Below are 20,329 nucleotides of genomic sequence, written 5' to 3' on the forward strand. Positions count from 1 at the left end.
TATGAAAAAGATAACACGAGAAATCAAATATATTTGTCTACTAGCAGCAACCATTACCTTATCTGCTTGTAGTAGTGATGATGATGCTGCATCGGACTCAACAATTCAGTATCCTGCATTAGTTACTGGCGATGCCGACTTTTCTAAATACGTAGCTGTGGGCGCATCCTTTTCAGCTGGTTTTACCGACAATGCCTTGTTTGCTGCTGCGCAGAACAATTCTTTTCCAAATATGCTCTCGCAAAAATTTGCTTTAGCAGGAGGTGGCTCATTTAGTCAACCTTTAATGGCCGATAATATTGGCGGCTTATTATTTAATGGAATGCCTGTTTTTGATGCCGATGGTAATAGGCAATTTGGACCTAGACTGTTCTTTGACGGATCAGGACCAACACCTTTAAACGCCATGTCAACTACAGAAGCTACAAATGTACTTTCTGGTCCGTTTAACAACTATGGTGTTCCCGGCCTTAAAAGTTTTCATTTAGGCGTAGCAGGATATGGTTTTGCTAACCCTTACTTTGGCAGAATGGCCTCTAATCCAATGGCCACAGTACTTGGTGATGCTGCCGCTCAAGCTCCAACATTTTTTAGCTTATCAGAAATTGGCGGTAATGATGTTTTAAGTTATGCTATATCTGGAGGAACAGGTGTAGACCAAACAGGAAATTTCGACCCATCAACTTATGGTCCTAATGATATTACAGACCCGAATGTGTTTTCAGGTTCTTTTACTGCAGCTGTTAATGCCTTAATTGGAGCCAACAATGCAAAGGGTGTTGTTACTAACGTACCTTATATAACTACGTTAGCGCACTTTACAACGGTACCTTATAACCCATTAGATCCTTCAGAAAACGATGATTTTGCTGCTCAAGTTCCAACATTAAACAATGTATTTGGCGCTTTGAACCCAATTTTTAACGCTGTAGACCCAAGCCGTGCTATAGTTTTTTCTGAAACAGAACCAAGTCCTGTAGTAATTAAAGATGAATCGCTTACAGATATTTCAACTATAATAACCACACAATTACTAGCAAGCCCAACATTCCCTGCATTTATAGCACAATTTGGTTTACCGCCTGCAGCGGCACCACTTGTAGCTGGTTTACTAGGTCAAACATATGGTCAATCAAGACAAGCAACTCCAGCTGATTTATTTGTACTACCAAGTAGTAGTATTATAGGTCAGGTAAATGAAACTTATGCTGGTTTTTTAATTGGACAAGGTTTATCAGCTGCGGTAGCTGGTCAATTTTCTGTAGAAGGTGTTACCTTGCCATTAGCAGACAAATGGGTTCTTATTCCTAGTGAGCAAGCAGCAATTACGGCAGCTACCGATGCATACAACGCTTCTATTCAAACTATAGCATCAGATAATGGTTTGGCTCTTGTGGACTTCAAAGGTATTTTAGAACAGGCTGCTACAACAGGTTATCCTTCAGGGGACTTTATTTACAATACAGCTTTAGTTAGAGGTGGTTTAGTAAGTTTAGATGGTGTGCATCTAACAGCTAGAGGCTATGCCATAATAGCAAACGAAATGATGAAAGCTATTGATGCTACCTATGGTAGTAATTTTGAAGCTTCTGGAAATTTAATTGATCCAGGAACAAAGCCAACAAATTACCCACCAACATTACGCTAAAAACAATCTTTTTTATATAAATAGGAAAGCCCTCAAATAGAGGGCTTTTTTAATGTCAAAAAAAGCCATAATTTTTAATACGGTTTTTAAATTAAAACCCATATATTTGCAGCGCGAAAACAGTAGGTGTTTTCATTGAATTAAATTGCATAATATTAAACACATAAGTAATGTCAAAAGTTACAGGTAAAGTTGCACAAATTGTAGGTCCAGTTATTGATGTTGAATTCGGAGCTGGTTCTGAACTTCCAAAAATTTACGATTCATTAGAAATTAAAAAAGCTGATGGGTCTTTATTAGTATTAGAAGTACAATCTCACATCGGTGAAGATACCGTTCGTACTATCGCGATGGACTCGTCAGATGGTTTAAGTAGAGGAACCGAAGTTGTTGCAACAGGTGCACCAATTCAAATGCCTATTGGTGAAGATGTTTACGGACGTCTTTTTAACGTAATTGGTGATGCTATTGATGGTATTGGTGATTTGCCAAAAGCGGGAGCTGCTGGTTTACCAATTCACAGACAAGCACCAAAATTTGAAGATTTATCAACCTCGACAGAAGTTTTATTCACAGGTATTAAAGTAATCGATTTAATTGAGCCTTATGCAAAAGGTGGTAAAATTGGTTTATTTGGTGGTGCTGGTGTAGGTAAAACCGTATTAATTCAAGAGTTGATTAACAATATTGCAAAAGGACACGGTGGACTTTCTGTATTTGCAGGTGTTGGTGAAAGAACACGTGAAGGAAATGATTTACTTCGTGAAATGTTAGAGTCAGGAATTATCCGTTATGGTGAAGATTTTATGCATTCTATGGAAAATGGTGGATGGGATTTATCTAAAGTTGATAAAACTGCCATGAAAGAATCCAAAGCAACTTTCGTTTTCGGACAAATGAATGAGCCTCCTGGAGCACGTGCACGTGTTGCATTATCTGGTTTAACTATTGCAGAATATTTCCGTGATGGTGCTGGTGAAGGCCAAGGTAAAGATGTACTTTTCTTCGTAGATAACATTTTCCGTTTTACACAAGCGGGTTCTGAAGTATCTGCATTACTTGGACGTATGCCATCTGCCGTAGGTTACCAACCAACTTTAGCAACTGAAATGGGTGCCATGCAAGAACGTATTACATCAACAAAAAGAGGTTCCATTACATCTGTACAAGCGGTTTACGTACCTGCAGATGATTTAACGGATCCTGCGCCTGCTACAACCTTTGCTCATTTAGATGCAACAACTGTATTGTCTCGTAAAATTGCCGAGTTAGGTATTTATCCTGCTGTAGATCCATTAGATTCTACATCTCGTATTCTTACTGCTGATATTTTAGGTGATGAGCATTATAATTGTGCACAACGTGTAAAAGAGTTATTACAGCGCTATAAAGAATTACAAGATATTATTGCTATTCTTGGTATGGAAGAATTATCTGAAGAAGATAAAATGGCTGTTGGTAGAGCAAGACGTGTACAACGTTTCCTATCACAACCTTTCCATGTAGCAGAACAATTTACAGGCCTTAAAGGTGTTTTAGTTGATATTAAGGAAACAATTAAAGGATTTAATATGATTATGGATGGGGAGTTAGATCACCTTCCAGAAGCAGCCTTTAACCTTAAAGGAACAATTGAAGAAGCTATTGAGTCTGGTGAGAAAATGTTAGCGGAAGCTTAAATCTAGTATGCAGTTTGCAGTAGCAGTTTGCAGTAGCAACTGATTGCTGAATCCTGAATACTGAATACTTATAAAATATGTATTTAGAAATTGTATCGCCAGAGGCAACGATATTTAGTTCGGAAGTGGACTCTGTAACAGCACCAGGTGTTGATGGTGAATTCCAAATGTTAAACAATCACGCACCTATTGTATCTATTTTAACTGAAGGTACTATTAGAATTAATACCCATACACAAAGCCATTTGGTTTTTGATGAGTTACACGGTTCTATTATTCCTCATAAAGACGATAAGAAGGTACTGACAGTTGCAATCAATTCTGGAACCCTTGAAATGAAAGATAATAAAGTGATTATTTTAGCAGATTAATTGCTAATTAAAGATTATAAATAATAAAAAGACCTTACTTCCCGTAAGGTCTTTTTATATTACACCTAAAGGTAAATAGTGTTCATTTATAGCTTATTTTAAAACTATTATTTTAGGTACCACTCTCCTATTTTCATCTTTAAATTCAACGTTTTCATAAGTACTTATTAACTTAAATAATCCATTGTAAATTAAAGCACATTCACTTTAATCTTCTTCCATAACTTAACGAGCATAAATCCAAAAATAATTGAGGCGCCTGTTAGCAAAAGGGCATGGAGATAATCCCCATAAATAAAATACCCTGTTGCAAACATGACACTGTAAATCATGGCACACCCCACTAACATAGCTAAAATGCCTGATGGTACACTCCACCCTTCTTTGGTATCCACTACTTCCACATTATCAGCACGTGCTTCATGAACCACTTTATTCCAACCTGGACCGCCTGGTTGAATTTTCTTATAAAATTTCTGCAATACTGTTTTGCTTTCTGCTTGCGTTAAGAATGTTACCGCAACCCATACTATAGTCGTTACTAAAACAATCATGGGGAATTTTGCCCATCCTGGCATGAGTGCATCATCACCAAAACAATAGGTTCCCAAATCTGTAAAATTCAAAATAATAGAGACAAATCCGGATACAAACATAGCCGAAATTTCACTCCATGCGTTTATGCGCCACCAAAACCAGCGCAAAATAAAAATCAAACCAGTTCCTGCTCCAAACATTAAAATAATATCAAACAGTTGTAAGGCATTTGTAAGAACCAATGCTAATAACGCACTACAAACCATTAAAACAATAGTCGCAATTCGTCCTACAGCAACCAATTGCTTTTCCGAAGCATCTGGCTTAACTTGCTGTTTGTAATAATCGTTTACTATATAGGACGCGCCCCAATTTAGGTGTGTTGAAATGGTACTCATATAAGCCGCAACCAACGACGCTAATACCAAACCTAGTAAACCACTTGGCAACTTGGTAAGCATAGCGGAATACGCTAAATCGTGACCTAATTTATCTTCAGCAACTAAAGGAAAGGCTTCATGAATACTGGCAATATCCGGAAATACCACCAAGGATGCTAATGCCACAATAATCCAAGGCCAAGGACGCAACGCATAATGCATGATATTAAAAAAGAAAGTCGCACCAATAGCATGATTTTCATTTTTTGCGGCCAACATACGTTGGGCAATATAACCACCACCTCCAGGTTCCGCTCCTGGATACCAAGAGCTCCACCATTGTACCGCTAACGGAATAATCAATAAAGTAATGAGCGCTTCAGTATTGGTAAAATCTGGTAGGATATTTAATTTATCCGCTACATTTTCATGCTGCAACATGGCTTCCAATCCACCTACTTCAGGCAAACCCACTAAATAATAGGCAGCACCTAACGCACCAGCCATAGCCGTAAAGAATAAAATAAAATCTGTATAAACAACACCTTTAAAACCACCCAAAGCACTAAAAATAACGGTTATGGTTCCAGCATATATAACGGTTTCCCAAGGTTGTAAGCCCAACAGAATAGCACCAATTTTTATGGCTGCTAAGGTTACGGCAGACATGGCTAAAATATTAAAAATAATGCCTAGATAAATGGCGCGAAAGGCTCTTAAAAAACGCGCTGGTTTTCCACCATAGCGCAATTCATAAAACTCGATATCTGTGTTGACTTCCGATTTTCGCCACAACTTCGCATATACAAATACGGTTAATAAACCTGTTAGCAGAAACGCCCACCAAACCCAGTTTCCAGAAACCCCATTGGTTCTCACAATATCGGTTACTAAATTGGGTGTATCCGTAGAAAAGGTTGTTGCTACCATAGAAACTCCTAACAACCACCAAGGCATATTCCGTCCTGACAAAAAATACTCGGAAGCCGATTTTCCAGATTGCTTGGAAACGTAAATTCCTATAAAAAGCGTAATTGCAAAAAATATAATAATTAAAGAGACATCAAGTACAGATAATTCTACCATAAATCGTGACCGTTTTTCTTTGGAATAGTTAGGCTAACTTACACTTTTTTAATCACATTAGTAACAATACCCCAAATAACAAAATCGTTTTCTTCCGTAATTTTTATGGGTTGATACATGGCATTTTCTGGCTGTAACCAAACACCATCTTTTTCAACACGCAGGCGTTTTACCGTAAATTCGCCATCTAAGAAACAAACAGCAATTCGGTTATTTATGGGTTCTAAACTTCTATCAATAACCAGTAAATCATTATCATCTAAACCAGCATCTATCATACTCTGCCCAGAAACACGTGCGTAAAATGTGGTCATTTTATTTTTGACCAACATACTGTCTAATGACAAACGTTCCTCATTAAAATCTTCAACTGGCGCAGGAAATCCTGCTGATATTCCAGTATCAACAAAAACAGCTCCTGTATTCACAGATAAATCAGGTGTAAAGAAAGTCAAGGGATTGGCGGTTTGAAGTCTCATGGTTTTGGTTTTGAATTATTTATGTCATGCAATAATTTGAATTTGATATGTGAAGGAATCATGTACTAGATTTCATCAAAATAATGCCATTCAAGTGTGTGCGGTATAAATCTAATAATAAATTCTGAAATCAGACGATAACTAGGTGAAATCTAAAGAATTTATATTTTAAAGGAAAATTCTTTCCGTATTTTTACATATTATGGAAGACACCTTTAAAACCATTACTGTATTTCAGTACACCACAGAAGCCGAAATTATAAAAGGCAGACTAGAAGCCGAAGGCATCGAGGTATTTTTAACGGACTACACAACAATTGACACCAACCCAATTGTCAGTAACGCTATTGGAGGCGTAAAACTGAAAGTATGTGCCGAACAGGAAGCTGAAGCTATTGCCATTTTAAAATCTATTTCTAGTTACTCCTTGGATAATGATGGTCATGCCATTAGTTGCCCAAATTGCCAAGAAACTAAAATAGAACTATTTTCAACTATTAAAGATTTAAAATCCTTTATGGCATTTTTAGTAGGCTTTGTTTTTGGCACATTGCCATTTCACACACGGTATAACTACCGTTGTGAGAATTGTAAAACAGAATTCCCTATAGAATAAATTGCGCGTTTTAATCACCCTTTTGGCTAACCACAGCATCATAACTTGTTTTTAATTTTTGGACAACTACGCCAATATCGGCTTCATTTAAATGGCCAAATCCAAGTCTAATAGCGCAAATATCTTTATTTTGATAGAGAATGGTTTTGGGTAAAAACAAATCGTTTTCTTTGGCTTTTTTAGTCAATTCAACAAGCGAAATCCGCGGTTCTAATCGCAACCAAATAGCCAAACCGCCTGCAGGTAGTTCCCAAGTGGCACGCGATTTAAAATGTTCTTTTAGTTGTTCGATCAAATAATCACGTCTTTGCTTATAAACAGTAATATTCTTTTTAATTAACCGATGAATTTCGCCTTCCGAAATAAGTTCAGAAAGCATTTGCTTCTGGATTAAATCGCCTTGTTTATCTAGTATTTGTAAATAGTTTTTCGCTTCGTTTATAATCGTCTCTGGAGCAACTACAAATCCGATTTGAAAACTCGGAAAAAACGACTGTCCTAATTTCCCTAAATAGATTACAACACCATGCGCATCCGAACTTGCCATAGGTAACATGGCTGAGCCTTCAAATTGAAAATCATAATCAAAATCGTCTTCAATAATCGCAAATTGATAGGCTTTTGCTAATTGCAATAATTTTAAACGTCTTTCAGCACTCAACGTTACAGTTGTTGGATAATGCCTGTGCGCACAAACATATACACACCTGATGCTGCGCTTGGTAAAATGGGTTTTAATATAATCCACATCAATCCCATGCTCGTCCACTGGAATGGTGATAATATTAGCACCAGCTTGTTGAAAAATCATATTCGATTTATAGTGACTTAAATCGGCTACCAAAACCACATCGGCTTGTTTTATTAAAAGTTGCGACACGATATATAAACTCATTTCCGTACTTCGTGTGCTCATAATATTTTGCGGTTTAATATGAAAACCACGTGTGGCGTTTAAATAATTACTTAAGTGTAAGTTAAAGGTTGTTGCCGATTGCTCATTTGTCTGATTCCATTTAGAAATTAAAGGCGCGCGTTTCATAGATGCACTATACCAGCGAGAAAATTGATGCGTTGGATGCAGCCTTAAATCAGGTTGACCATCATTAATCACATAATTAGTAACCGATATTTCCTGGGTTGACGCTAAATTAAACGACGATTGAAATGGAAATCCGGTTGTATTTGGATAATCACGCAACTTTTCTAAACCTTGAGATGTAGCTTTTATACTTGCCGTTTTTTGTTCCGGCATCAAGACAAAAGTCCCCTTATTTGGCATGATTTCCACCCAACCTTGAGATGCTAATTCTTCATAAACAGCCACAGCTGTATTTCTATTAATGGAAAGTATATCACTTAAAATACGTGTGCCTGGCAAAGCGGTTCCTTCAATTAAATAACTTCGTTGAATGGCATTAATAATTTGCTGCGCAATTTGAATATACACCGCCGTTACTTGCGATTTTTCGAAGTGAATTAATTTTTTTAATAAATCATTAACCGGACTATTCATAAGTTTAAAACTGGACTAGTTTAGTGATCCGGAAAGTTACGACTTTTGCCACCTTATAAAAAACACGAATTACCATTCTTATGAAATTATTTCCGTTAGTTACCTTATTGCTTATTTTTTCGTTTAAAGGAAACGCCCAAGAATCACCACAGCAGGCTCTAGATTCCGTTGTTATCACGTCCAGCCGAATTGATTTACCTTTTAAAGAAAACTCTAGAACCATTTCCATTATAACAAGTGCCGATATAAAAAACAGTGCTACCACTAATGTTGCCGATTTATTACAACAAGTTGCAGGTGTTGATGTCAGGCGTCGTGGAGCCGATGGTACCCAAGCCGATTTATACATTCGTGGTGGTAGCTTTGACCAAACCTTATTGCTTATTGATGGCATGAAACTAGAAGATGCACAAACAGGGCATCACACCTTAAATATGGCATTGCCTTTAGAAGTTATTGAGCGCATTGAAGTTATAAAAGGTCCTGCAGCGCGCGTGTTTGGCCAGAATGCCTTTACAGGTGCTATTAATATTATCACAAAAAAACAAACAGATAATATGGTGTCGCTTGGTGTACAAGTTGGTTCTTTCGGTCAGAAAAATGCGGATATTACAGTTGGAAGCAACTTGGAAAATTCGTCTCATATTATTAGTGTCTCTCGCAATCTATCTGATGGTTACCGTTACAATACGGATTATGATAATCAAAGTTACTTTATTAAAAGTATGTTTAATAAGAATAAACTGCCCATTTCATTTATTGCTAATTATCAAGAACGCAAATTTGGTGCTAATGGTTTTTATGCATCACCAGCTGCAAAAGATCAATATGAAGAAACCCAAACCAGCTTGGTTGGTTTTTCAACAGAAATAAAATCGGAAAAATTTACCTGGAAGCCACGTTTATATTGGCGTAGAAACCAAGATATGTACGTGTTTATTCGAGATAATCCATCGGTTTATAGAAATTTACATCAAACCAATAAAATTGCAGCTGAAGTCAATGCATCCTATAAATCAGCATTAGGAATTACGGGTTTTGGTGTCGATTTATCACAAACCTATATTGCTAGTAATAATTTAGGCAACCATAACCGTTTTGCTACCAACCTATTTTTAGAACATCGGTTTACGTTTTTAAATGATGCACTTTCAATAACACCAGGAATTGCGGTTAGTTATTTTTCTGACTTTAAATTTCATGCTTTTCCAGGTGTGGATATCGGTTATCAAATGTCGGATAATTTTCAATTGTATGGAAACATCGGTTACACCTATCGGGTTCCAACCTACACGGATTTGTATTATTCAAGCCCAACAGAATTGGGTAATGACAATTTAGATCCGGAAGAAGCCATTTCGGAAGAATTTGGCATAAAGTTTCATCATAAAGGATTCCGTATTTCTGGTGCATTTTTTAACAGAGATTCTAAAAAATTAATCGACTATGTAAAGGACGATATTGCAGATCCATGGCAAGCCACTAATATAGCGGAATTGAATACTATGGGTTTTGAAGCACAAACAGATTACACCTTTTTCATGGCCAATTTTACGCAGAACATGAGTTTTGGCTACACCTTTTTAGAAGACGATTTAAAAGATGTATCATCTAACTTTTCACGCTATTCAATAAACTCGTTAAAGCATCAATTTGTGGCAACTTTTAGGAGTCAATTTTTCAAAAACCTATCACAATCCATCGTATATCGTTATGCCGAACGGACTATTGGTGACAGTTACAATGTGTATGATGCCAGTATTAATTACGAATTCAACGCCTTTCAGTTTTCAGTAACCGCTAACAATATTTTTCAAGCAGACTATACAGAAACCAATTTAGTACCTGCTGTAAAAGGGCTTGTTTTGTTCGGATTAAAATACAACTTTAAGTAGGAAGCTATTGCATTGTTCTAAATCTAACAGGTTTTAAAAAGCCTGTTAGGTTTGCATAGGTCTGGGCTTGTTTTGTAACAAAAATCTATTTAAAGCTACTTATATAATAAATTCTTTAAATGCATTGTAGGAATGCCTTAAAGGTTTATATTTAAAACTTATAATCTGTACATGTTATGATGGAGTGGTTTTCAGCTTTAGAATTATTTGCGAAATTTTATTGGGCAATAGCATTAATTGGTTCGCTTTTCTTTTTATTTATCATCATTACAACCTTTATGGGTGCTGATGGCGGCGAAGATATTGATGATATTAACGCAGAAGCTGGTATTGAATTTCAATTTATCACCTTTAAAAACCTCGTCGGTTTCTTCACCATTTTTGGCTGGAGTGGAATTGCCTGTTTAGATGCTGGCCTTTCAAAACCTGTAACCGTTATTATTTCATTCATTAGTGGTTTATTAATGATGACCATTATGGCGGCCATGTTTCACTACATGAAAAAATTAACTTCTAGTGGTACCTTAGATTATAAAAATGCTATTAATGCGGTTGGCGAAGTATATTTAACTATAGGCGCTAATCGGTCCAAAATTGGTAAAGTCAGTGTTAATATCCAAGGATCGCTTCGCGAATTAGATGCTTTAACCGATTGTAAAACCGCCCTTAAGTATGGAACCGTTATTACTGTTTTAGACGTAACTTCTAATGGTATTTTAATAGTTGATACGCATAAAACCACATAAATCTAACTCCTTAACCTTATGACATTTCTTTTTACCCAAGCTTTTAATTTAGGATTTCCTATTGCCATAGTTGCAGCCATTCTATTTGTTTTTGTTTTCATAGTTGTACTTATCAGGCGCTATAAAAGGTGTCCTTCTGACAGGATTTTAGTTGTTTATGGAAAAGTAGGCGGTGGTCAATCGGCCAAATGTATTCATGGTGGTGCTGCATTTATTCTCCCTGTAATTCAAGATTATGAATTCTTGGAATTAACTCCTATTTCCATTGAAGTGAATTTGGTTAACGCCTTATCAAAACAAAATATCCGTGTTAACGTACCATCTCGTTTCACCATTGGTGTGTCAACAGAACCGGGTGTGATGCAAAATGCTGCGGAACGTTTATTGGGTTTAGGGCAAAATGAAATTCAGGATTTAGCTCAAGAAATTATATTTGGTCAGTTACGTTTAGTAGTGGCATCTATGGATATTGAAGAAATAAATAATGATCGCGATAAATTTTTAACTAACATTTCAGAAAGTGTAGAAACCGAATTAAAGAAAGTAGGTTTAAAATTAATCAACGTAAACATTACAGATATTGTTGACGAGTCTGGTTATATTGAAGCTCTTGGTAAAGAAGCTGCTGCACATGCTATTAATGCCGCGCGTAAATCGGTTGCCGAGAAAACAAGAGATGGATCTATTGGAGAAGCCAATGCGGTTCAAGATGAAAGAAGTCAAGTTGCTGCTGCCAATGCACAAGCTGTAGAAGGTGAAAATACCGCAAAAATTGCCGTTGCAAATTCAGATTCTTTACGTCGTCAACGTGAAGCTGAAGCAGAACGTATTGCCAATGCATCGGAAAAAGTTCAAGCAGCAAAAGCATTAGAAGAATCGTATGCAGCCGAGCAATTGGCAGAAACGGCAAGAGCCGAACGTGAGCGTTCTTCTCAGCTAGCGGATGTTATTGTACCTGCAGAAATTGATAAACGAAAAGTTGAAATTGATGCTGAAGCCGAAGCTGAGCGTATTCGAAGACTTGCTAAAGGTGAAGCAGATGCTATTTTATTTAAAGCTCAAGCTGAAGCTCAAGGTTTATATGAAGTACTAACCAAACAAGCAGCTGGTTTAGATGAGATTGTAAAAGCTGCTGGTAACAACTCCAAAGACGCCGTATTATTACTTATTGCTGATAAATTACCAGAATTGGTGAAAATGCAAGCGGAAGCTATTAAAAATATTAAGATTGATAAAGTAACCGTTTGGGAAAATGGTGGTGGAAAAGATGGGAAAACCTCAACTGCCAATTTCCTTTCAGGTATGTACAAATCAGTGCCGCCACTACAGGAAATGTTTAACATGGCCGGAATGGAATTACCAGAATATTTAAAAGGTAAAGATATTCCGGAAGCAGAAGTTACGGACAAAACAAAATCAGACAACAAATAATTCAAATTGTTTCTTAAGGGTTCAAATTTAGACATAAATTGAACGGTAGTTTCACCATTTTGTTTGCTTACAATTCCTTAACTTTGATGTTCTAAAAGTTTTGAGCATTGACATGGAACCTACAGACAATTCCGCGCGTAAAAACAATTACTAAAGCGGATTTTATAAAGCATTATTTTAAGCCGCAAAAACCTGTGGTTATTGAACAATTTATTGAAGATTGGCCAGCCTATACCAAATGGAATCTAGATTATATAAATCAGGTTGCAGGTGATAAAGTGGTACCGCTGTATGATGACAGACCTGTAGATTATAAGGATGGTTTTAACGAACCGCATGCCAAAATGAAAATGAGCGAATACATTGATTTGCTTAAAAAAGAACCGACTAAATACCGCATTTTTCTTTGGAATATTTTAAAAGAGGTTCCGGAACTTCAAAATGATTTTTCCTATCCCGATTTTGGCTTAAAACTTATGAAAGCTATGCCTATGCTGTTTTTTGGCGGCAAGGATTCACACACTTTTATGCATTATGATATTGATTTAGCCAATATATTTCACTTTCATTTTCAAGGCGAAAAGGAAATTATTTTATTCGATCAAAATCAGAATGAGTACCTCTACAAAATTCCTCACGCTTTAATAACACATGAAGCTATTGATTTTTCGAACCCTGATTTTGAAAAATGGCCAGCATTAAAGAATGCTAAAGGCTTTAAAACAAATTTGAAACATGGCGAAATTTTATACATGCCTGAAGGTTATTGGCATTATATGAAATACTTAACACCAGGTTTTTCTATGAGTCTGCGTGCCATTCCTCGAAATCCTAAAAATTTCGGAAAGGCAATCTATAATCTATTTATCATGCGAAATTTTGATAATTTAATGCGCCGAATACGCGGGCAAAAATGGATTAATTGGAAAAACGAACAAGCCGTAATTCGCACTAACAAATAGAGTTATTTCACAATTGGTAAAGAGCCAATAAAGAGTTGTTCTTTAAAAATAATTTGCGCACTACACCTTTTATTTTAAATCAATTACAGCAACACTTCATTAAAATTATTAATATCTTTGCAAACTAATTTTAAAAATAATATCATGAAAAAATTACTGGTTGTTGCAGCTATTTTAACCGTTTCATTTGCAAATGCACAAGCATTTTCAGGTAAAGGTGACCAAAAATTTCAAGTAGGTGCTAATTTTCAATCACATGCTACAGGACTTAATGTAAGTTATGACTATGGATTAGGCGAAAATATTTCAGTTGGTATTAGCTCTAGCTATGCATTAGGTGTTTCTGGCGACTTACAGGATGGTGTAAAAGAACCAATAACAGGTATAACTTTAGTTGACAAAGCTGGTTTTGATGACCGTTTTGATTTAAAAGCGCGTTTTAATGCAAACATTGGAAACGTTTTAAAAATTGATGAGAATTTTGATTTATACCCAGGTTTAAGCTTTAGTATGAAGAATTTTGGTGGCCATGTTGGCGCCCGTTATTTCTTTACTTCTGGTTTTGGTGTGTATACAGAAGCCCAATTTCCTATTGCTAAATATAAAGACAATTTAACGCCTGCTCAAGAATTAAATAATCAGTTTTCTATGAATTTAGGAGCTGTTTTTAATCTTTAATACGCATTAACATTATATTAAAAAGCCTTTCAGTTTTAATTGAAAGGCTTTTTTTATGGAATTAATTCAGCTGCTTTAGCATAAACCAAATGACTTTCCCAACCGCGATACAGCAAATAATCGGCTAGTTTTTTGCGTTTTTTCCATTTGTCTGTTTCCCTTTCAATGGACTTGAGTCTTTTTTCAGCAAGATCGTTAAACGTTTCCAAGTAATCGGACTCTGAAATTTCTTTCATGGCCAAATCGATATTGTATTTACCAATATCCCGTTTTTTTAGCTCCTGTTTTAGGCGCTGCCGTCCCCATTTTTTAATATTAAATTTCCCACGTACATAACTTTGGGCAAAACGGGTTTCGTTTAAAAAATCATGTTTAAGCAGGTGCACAATAATAACATCAATGGCCTCTGGAATCATGCGCATGCTATACAATTTATTGGTAACTTCCTGATGGCAGCGCTCCTGATACGCACAATAACGCTCAATAGTACGCTTGGCTTCTTCAACAGTATAGGTTTTCACGTGATTCATAACAGGCAAGATAATAACAATTTGTTAATAATTAAGAAACCGTAAAACATTGTGTAATAATGGTTTTAACGTATATTTGATTCCTTAAATTATTTAAATAATAGCAAGATTACGTTTATGAAACATAAATACGCCCTCATATTTATTACTTTTTTGTGTGCTGTTTTGTCTGGGTTTGGGCAAGTGACTTTACATTCGGAAACATTTGAAGGGCTAATTAATGTTGGTTATTCATCCACTGGTGTATTTTCTGATGGATCAAAAGACTATTTCACTTTAATAGACAATGGATCTGACCCTTCAGGATTACCATCTTACACAAATTTTGGAGGGGTCAAATTTTGGGCTGGTGAAGACACACAAGATGCCGGTAATCCAAATACGTCAGGGATATCGAATGTCAGTATTTCTTCAATTAATATTTCAGGTTATTCATCAATAAATATTTTAGGTTTATTTGGAGCTGGAAGTTCTTCCGCATTTGATAATGAAGATTATATCAGAATATATGCTCAAGTTGATGGCAGTGGTTACACATTGATTGGAGCTTTTGAAGGAACTGGCGGATTTAACACATCGTTAAATCAAGACACTAACCTTGATGGTACAGGTAATGGCACAGCTTTAACAACTGCATTTCAACAATTCTTATTTCCAATAGGCTCTACGGGTAGTAATTTAGATTTAAGAATCGATATTTTTATGACTTCTGGAGATGAAGCAGTTGCCTTTGATAACATTGAGGTTGAAGGTATTCTTTCCTGCACACCACCTGTAGATCCAAATGGAACAATTACAGGAACAACACCTGCTTGTACCAATACAATATTAACCTATTCTGGAACAACAATACTAGGTACAATTGATTATTGGCAAACTACGGCCACGGGAACCTCAACGGCTAACAATGCCACAGGAACTTTTAATGCAACCGCCACTGGAACATATTATGTAAGAAGATTTTTAACAGCAACTTCTTGTTGGTCTGCAGGAACTGCAAGTTATGCTGTTGTAATAAATTCTGCACCAAGTATATCAACACAACCAGCTAATGCTACAAGAGTCATTCCTAACAACGCCACGTTTTCTGTAGCGGCAACAGGAACGCCTGCACCAACTTACCAATGGCAAGTCTCAACAAATGGCGGCACCACATGGACTAACGTAACAGGAGGCTCCGGCGCAACTACAAATACGTATACAACGGGAGCAACTTCGGCGCCAATGAATGGTAATCAATACCGATGTGTTGTTACTAATAGTTGTGGCGCTGTAACATCTGCTGCTAGAACTTTAACTCTTAGCAATAACTCTCCGACTAATGCGCAAAATTTAACCGGTTGTTTTGAAGACACATCGGCTACTTTAACATGGAATAACCCTTCAACACCGCCAACTGGAGGATATATCATTTTTGCTTTAGAAGGAACTGTACAACCTTCAGCACCATCAAATAACGCAAATACATATACAGCTAATCCTAATTATAATGCTGCACCATTTGAAACACCACCTAGTTTAGGAAAAGTAATATATAAAGGAAATGGAACAACGGCAGCTTTAACAGGTTTAACCGAAGGCACAACATATTCTTTTAGAATTTTTGCTTACAATGGTGAAACTCTAACAGGTTGGTCCAATGGTGCTTCTGGTGGGAGTAATTTGGAAGATATTGCTCAAGGCGATGTGCGTAATTTAGTGGCTACACCTTTAACAAATCAAGTTAATTTGAGTTGGAATAACCCATTACCAACATCTTGTTTTGATCAATTAATCATTGTAGCAAATGCAGGTGCGGTTACATTTACACCTACTGGGACTTATCCTAATATAGATGTAAATTATACAACACCAAGTACCATTTTATATTCAACCACAGCACCGGTGAGTTCAAAAGCAATGAATGGTTTAACCAATGGTACCAATTATTGTTTTAAAATATTTATTCGACGAGGTGCAACTTGGTCAGAAGGTGTTGAAGTTTGTGCGGTACCATCATTGACATATTGTAGTGCTAGTGGTAATACATCCTACGATACAGGAATAACTGGTGTTACTTTCAATACTATTAATAATATAGGAACCTCTGCAAATAATGCTTACACCAACTACACAATGCAGTCTACGATTGTTACATTGGGTAACAATTACAATCTAGGTGTTGTTATAAATATTGATGGTGCAGTTGACGTTTACACGCGAGCATGGATTGATTGGAATCAAAATGGAAGCTTCAATGATTCGGGCGAACAATATGAATTGGGCATGGATACCAATACAAGCTCATCAATAGATTTAAATACGGCAACCGCTAATTCCCCAATTAATATTGAAGTCCCAACCGACGCTGTTTTAGGAGCTACCAGAATGCGTGTGTTTACACAATATAATAATTTACCAACATCTTGCGCAACAGGCAATAGTGGCGAAGTAGAAGATTATACGATTAATGTGGTGCAACCTGTGAACGCAGAAATCAATATTAAAGGAAATAACATTTCTATTGCCAACGGATTTAATGCACCTTATGGATTAAACAATACGTTGTTTGCTAGCACACCTTTAAACACAGATTCTGTTGAAAAAGAATTTACCATAGAAAATATTGGTTTAGCAAATTTACTATTAACAGGTTCGCCTATTATTCAATTAGAAGGTACAAACCCAACAGACTTTATTGTAACGCAGCATGCAACATCACCAGTTGTGAATGGCACAAACACAACTTTTAGAATTAAATTTCACCCAACCGTTGCCGGTACGAGAACAGCAAAAGTGAGAATTGAAAATAATGATTCTGATGAAAATCCTTATCTTTTCACCATAGAAGGTGAAGGTAATTGTACAACTGCTCCAACTGTTGCTACTTTTCCAACATCTGGTCCAGCAAATACATTGGTGACTTTTACTTCAGCAACAAGCAATCTTATAGGAGCCACAATTACATATAATAATATAGCAGTTCCTACTGTTTCTAATACATCAGACACTATAGAAGTATTGATTCCTTCAGATGCTAATGATGGTAATTTTGTTATTCAACTAGCAACAGGTTGTAGTGCTACACAATTTTTCGATGTAATTGATACAGACCTTACTGCATGCGATACTGCAGTTGGTGGTGGTGATGCTACCGATTTAATTATCTACGAAGCGTATGATGAAAATGGCGGATCTGGTGGTGTAATAACCATATATAACAACACAGGAGCTTCTGTAAATTTAAGTGGGTATTCCATTCAAAGAGCTGGAGATTATGGAGGTACTTATTCAACTTATGCAAATTTAAGTGGTACACTTGCAGCAAATGCAGTCGCCATTATTTCTGTATCTAGTTCATCTTGTGGTTACACACCTACAGGAAATGGAAGTTTAGGTTCGGCCGGTTTTAATGCAAATGATGGTTTGAGATTAATGAATGGTACTACGGTTATTGATGATGTACATGCACCAAATTATGTAGGGTATTATTTAAAAAGAAAGAATACAAATTTTTATCCAAATACCACTTATACTGCTACCGAATGGACAGCTCAAAGTTTATCCGACGATGAATGTTTAGCAGGCGTTGGTACTGTACCGCTTGTTAAAGTGCCACCTGTGGTAATAACTCACCCACAATATGTGGCAGATTGTTCAATAACGGGTACATCTTTAACAGTTGCAGGATCCGAAGGCGTTTCGGGTGGATTGGGACTTGCTTATCAATGGTATGTTTTAGGAACTTCTGGTAACTGGACAGCTGTGTCAAATGGCGGAATATATTCCGGTTCTACAACGTCAACATTAGATATTTCGGATCTTGCTGGTTTAGACGATTATCAATATTATTGTCAAATTAGAGAAAACACTGCTACATGTTACGCAGCGAGTAATGCTGTAAAAATAGAATACATAGCTGCTGTTTGGGATGGCACAGCTTGGTCATCAACTCCTACCTCTAGTAAAATTGCGATTATAAATGGAGATTACGATACAAGTACAAATGTTAACGGAGAAACAAGTTTTGAGGCTTGTCAATTATTTGTAGCTGCTGGAAGCCTGCTTACGGTTTCTGAAGGTGATTATGTTGAAGTTATAAACAGCGCTGTCGTTAATGGCGATGGAACAAATCTAGACGGTATATTAGTTGAAGACAAAGGCAGTTTTGTACAAAGAGGCGAAGGTGTAAATGCTGGAACATATACGTTGAATACAAATGCTAGAACCCAAGTCAACAAGAAAACAGCTCCTTTGAATAATTATTATGAATACACCTATTGGAGTTCACCAGTTGCCAATGAAACTATTGAAAACGGATTGAATGATGCACACCCAACCAGACGCTATTGGTATAATGGTAAAAACTATTTAGATGCTATGGCTGAAACCAATAACAACAATGGAACTGTTGCTGGACAAGATGATGTAGATGATAACGGTGATGATTGGCAACCTACAAGCAATACTGATATTATGATTCCAGGTAAAGGCTATGCTGCTATGCACAGTCCATCGGGAATTATTGGTATAGGTATTAATTATGAATACACGTTCAATGGCGCTTTAAATACAGGTGATTTTACGGTTCCTATTTACAGAAATGATTCTGAAATGGCTGATAACAACTGGAATTTTATTGGGAATCCATATCCATCCGCTATTGATGCCGATTTATTTCTTTCAGCAAATGCATTGATTGATCAGAATGTTACAGAGTATCCGCAACCAACTGGAGTAACGAATGGTGCCATATTTTTATGGTCGCAAAATTCAGCACCATCAAATACCAATAACGGAAATGAGGCTTTAAATTTTGCACAATCGGATTATGCTGTAATAAACGGCACCGGACAAACAGCTGGTGGTGATGGGGTTATGCCTAGCCGATTTATTCCTTCTGGACAAGGCTTTTTTATTACATTATCTAATGCCGCAACGGTTTCAACTGTTTCTGGAGACATAAAAACTGCAGATGTTATTTTTCAAAATAGTATGCGTGTTACAGGAAATAATAATCAATTTTTCAGGAACACAAATGAAAATCAAAATGAAAAATTATGGCTTAATTTCACCTCAGACATGGGTGTTTTCAACCAAATTTTAATTGGCTATGTTGAAGGTGCAACCAATGGTAATGATGATATGTATTTTGATGCTCCTAAAAACTTGTCTTCAGACTCCTATGTATATTTCTATTCGCTTATAGAAGAAGAATTGGAAGCAGATAAAGTAGCTATACAAGGAAAGGCGCCTGAAAGCTTAAACATGGATGAAATAATTCCGTTAGGTTTTAGTACAACCGTTAATCAAGCCACGATTTACACAATTAGTATTGCACAATTTGAAGGTGATTTTTTAAGTATAAATACTATTTATTTAAAAGATCAATTATTAAATGTAATCCACAATTTATCGAATACGAATTATAATTTTACATCTACTGTTGGCGAATTCAACGATCGTTTTGAAATTGTATTTAGAGATAGTACTTTATCGGTTGATGATTATGTAATTAGTAACATCAATTTATCTATTATTGAATTGATGGATAATAACGTTAAATTTAGTATTGGGTCTAACCATGCAACCATTAAATCAGTTGAAATAATTGATATGTTGGGCAGAACCTTATACAAGTTTAAAGGGTCAACTAATACGGAGACTTATAATCTATCTAACTTAAGTAGTGCCACATATATTGCTAAAGTAACCTTGTCTAATAATCAAGTGTTAGTTAAGAAAGCGGTGAAGAAATAGAACCTTTTTTTAAAAGTATAAAAGCGGTTGCGTTTA

The 20,329-nt window shown here is 36.3% G+C and carries 14 protein-coding genes; 10 read left to right on the plus strand and 4 right to left on the minus strand.

Going from position 1 to position 20,329, the window contains the following annotated elements:
* Nucleotide 1: 1 nt before the first annotated feature.
* From ACFPH8_RS01810 to ACFPH8_RS01820, 3 genes are all read left to right on the plus strand, one after another.
* The gene (locus tag ACFPH8_RS01810) at nt 2-1,648 is read left to right on the plus strand and encodes a G-D-S-L family lipolytic protein (protein WP_376858225.1); all 1,647 of its coding nucleotides are present in this window, start codon (nt 2-4) and stop codon (nt 1,646-1,648) included.
* A 170-nt stretch (nt 1,649-1,818) separates the two neighbouring features.
* Nucleotides 1,819-3,327 (plus strand): F0F1 ATP synthase subunit beta, encoded by a 1,509-nt coding sequence (atpD, locus tag ACFPH8_RS01815; RefSeq protein ID WP_376858226.1) that lies wholly within the window; start codon nt 1,819-1,821, stop codon nt 3,325-3,327.
* Nucleotides 3,328-3,404: 77 nt separating this feature from the next.
* Complete coding sequence (locus tag ACFPH8_RS01820; protein WP_248396543.1) at nt 3,405-3,698, plus strand: F0F1 ATP synthase subunit delta/epsilon; 294 nt, start codon at nt 3,405-3,407, stop codon at nt 3,696-3,698.
* 191 nt (nt 3,699-3,889) lie between these two features.
* Here ACFPH8_RS01820 and ACFPH8_RS01825 read toward each other — a convergent pair whose 3' ends face one another.
* Both ACFPH8_RS01825 and ACFPH8_RS01830 read right to left on the minus strand, forming a co-directional pair.
* A complete protein-coding gene (locus tag ACFPH8_RS01825; protein WP_376858227.1) occupies nt 3,890-5,701 on the minus strand; it encodes a sodium:solute symporter family protein in 1,812 nt (603 codons plus the stop codon).
* Between the two features lie 38 nt (nt 5,702-5,739).
* The gene (locus ACFPH8_RS01830; RefSeq protein ID WP_376858228.1) at nt 5,740-6,180 is read right to left on the minus strand and encodes a LexA family protein; all 441 of its coding nucleotides are present in this window, start codon (nt 6,178-6,180) and stop codon (nt 5,740-5,742) included.
* 202 nt (nt 6,181-6,382) lie between these two features.
* Here ACFPH8_RS01830 and ACFPH8_RS01835 point away from each other — a divergent pair, with 202 nt between their 5' ends.
* On the plus strand, nt 6,383-6,796 hold the full coding sequence (locus ACFPH8_RS01835) for a putative signal transducing protein (protein WP_376858229.1): 414 nt from the start codon (nt 6,383-6,385) through the stop codon (nt 6,794-6,796).
* A 10-nt stretch (nt 6,797-6,806) separates the two neighbouring features.
* Here the strand turns inward: ACFPH8_RS01835 and ACFPH8_RS01840 are convergent, their stop codons facing one another.
* Nucleotides 6,807-8,312, minus strand: coding sequence for an aminotransferase-like domain-containing protein (locus ACFPH8_RS01840; RefSeq protein WP_376858230.1), 1,506 nt, complete (start codon nt 8,310-8,312; stop codon nt 6,807-6,809).
* 80 nt (nt 8,313-8,392) lie between these two features.
* Between ACFPH8_RS01840 and ACFPH8_RS01845 the strand changes: the two genes are divergently transcribed.
* The 5 genes from ACFPH8_RS01845 (at nt 8,393) to ACFPH8_RS01865 (ending at nt 14,024) form a co-directional block, all read left to right on the plus strand.
* On the plus strand, nt 8,393-10,207 hold the full coding sequence (locus tag ACFPH8_RS01845) for a TonB-dependent receptor plug domain-containing protein (protein ID WP_376858231.1): 1,815 nt from the start codon (nt 8,393-8,395) through the stop codon (nt 10,205-10,207).
* A gap of 176 nt (nt 10,208-10,383) precedes the next feature.
* Entirely contained in the window at nt 10,384-10,953 is a 570-nt protein-coding gene (locus ACFPH8_RS01850; protein WP_248396553.1) for a hypothetical protein, read from the plus strand.
* Between the two features lie 18 nt (nt 10,954-10,971).
* On the plus strand, nt 10,972-12,384 hold the full coding sequence (locus ACFPH8_RS01855) for a flotillin family protein (RefSeq protein WP_248396555.1): 1,413 nt from the start codon (nt 10,972-10,974) through the stop codon (nt 12,382-12,384).
* 107 nt (nt 12,385-12,491) lie between these two features.
* Complete coding sequence (locus tag ACFPH8_RS01860; protein ID WP_248396557.1) at nt 12,492-13,346, plus strand: cupin-like domain-containing protein; 855 nt, start codon at nt 12,492-12,494, stop codon at nt 13,344-13,346.
* Between the two features lie 144 nt (nt 13,347-13,490).
* Nucleotides 13,491-14,024, plus strand: a complete 534-nt coding sequence (locus ACFPH8_RS01865) for a DUF6646 family protein (RefSeq protein WP_376858232.1) — start codon at nt 13,491-13,493, stop codon at nt 14,022-14,024.
* A 53-nt stretch (nt 14,025-14,077) separates the two neighbouring features.
* Here ACFPH8_RS01865 and ACFPH8_RS01870 read toward each other — a convergent pair whose 3' ends face one another.
* Nucleotides 14,078-14,554 (minus strand): regulatory protein RecX, encoded by a 477-nt coding sequence (locus ACFPH8_RS01870; RefSeq protein ID WP_376858233.1) that lies wholly within the window; start codon nt 14,552-14,554, stop codon nt 14,078-14,080.
* Nucleotides 14,555-14,671: 117 nt separating this feature from the next.
* On the opposite strand from ACFPH8_RS01870, the gene ACFPH8_RS01875 reads away from it, so the two are divergent.
* A complete protein-coding gene (locus tag ACFPH8_RS01875) occupies nt 14,672-20,293 on the plus strand; it encodes a GEVED domain-containing protein (RefSeq protein ID WP_376858234.1) in 5,622 nt (1,873 codons plus the stop codon).
* The last annotated feature ends 36 nt before the right edge of the window (nt 20,294-20,329 follow it).

The sequence above is a fragment of the Bizionia hallyeonensis genome (assembly GCF_042657385.1).
Taxonomy (GTDB): Bacteria; Bacteroidota; Bacteroidia; order Flavobacteriales; family Flavobacteriaceae; genus Algorimicrobium; species Algorimicrobium hallyeonense.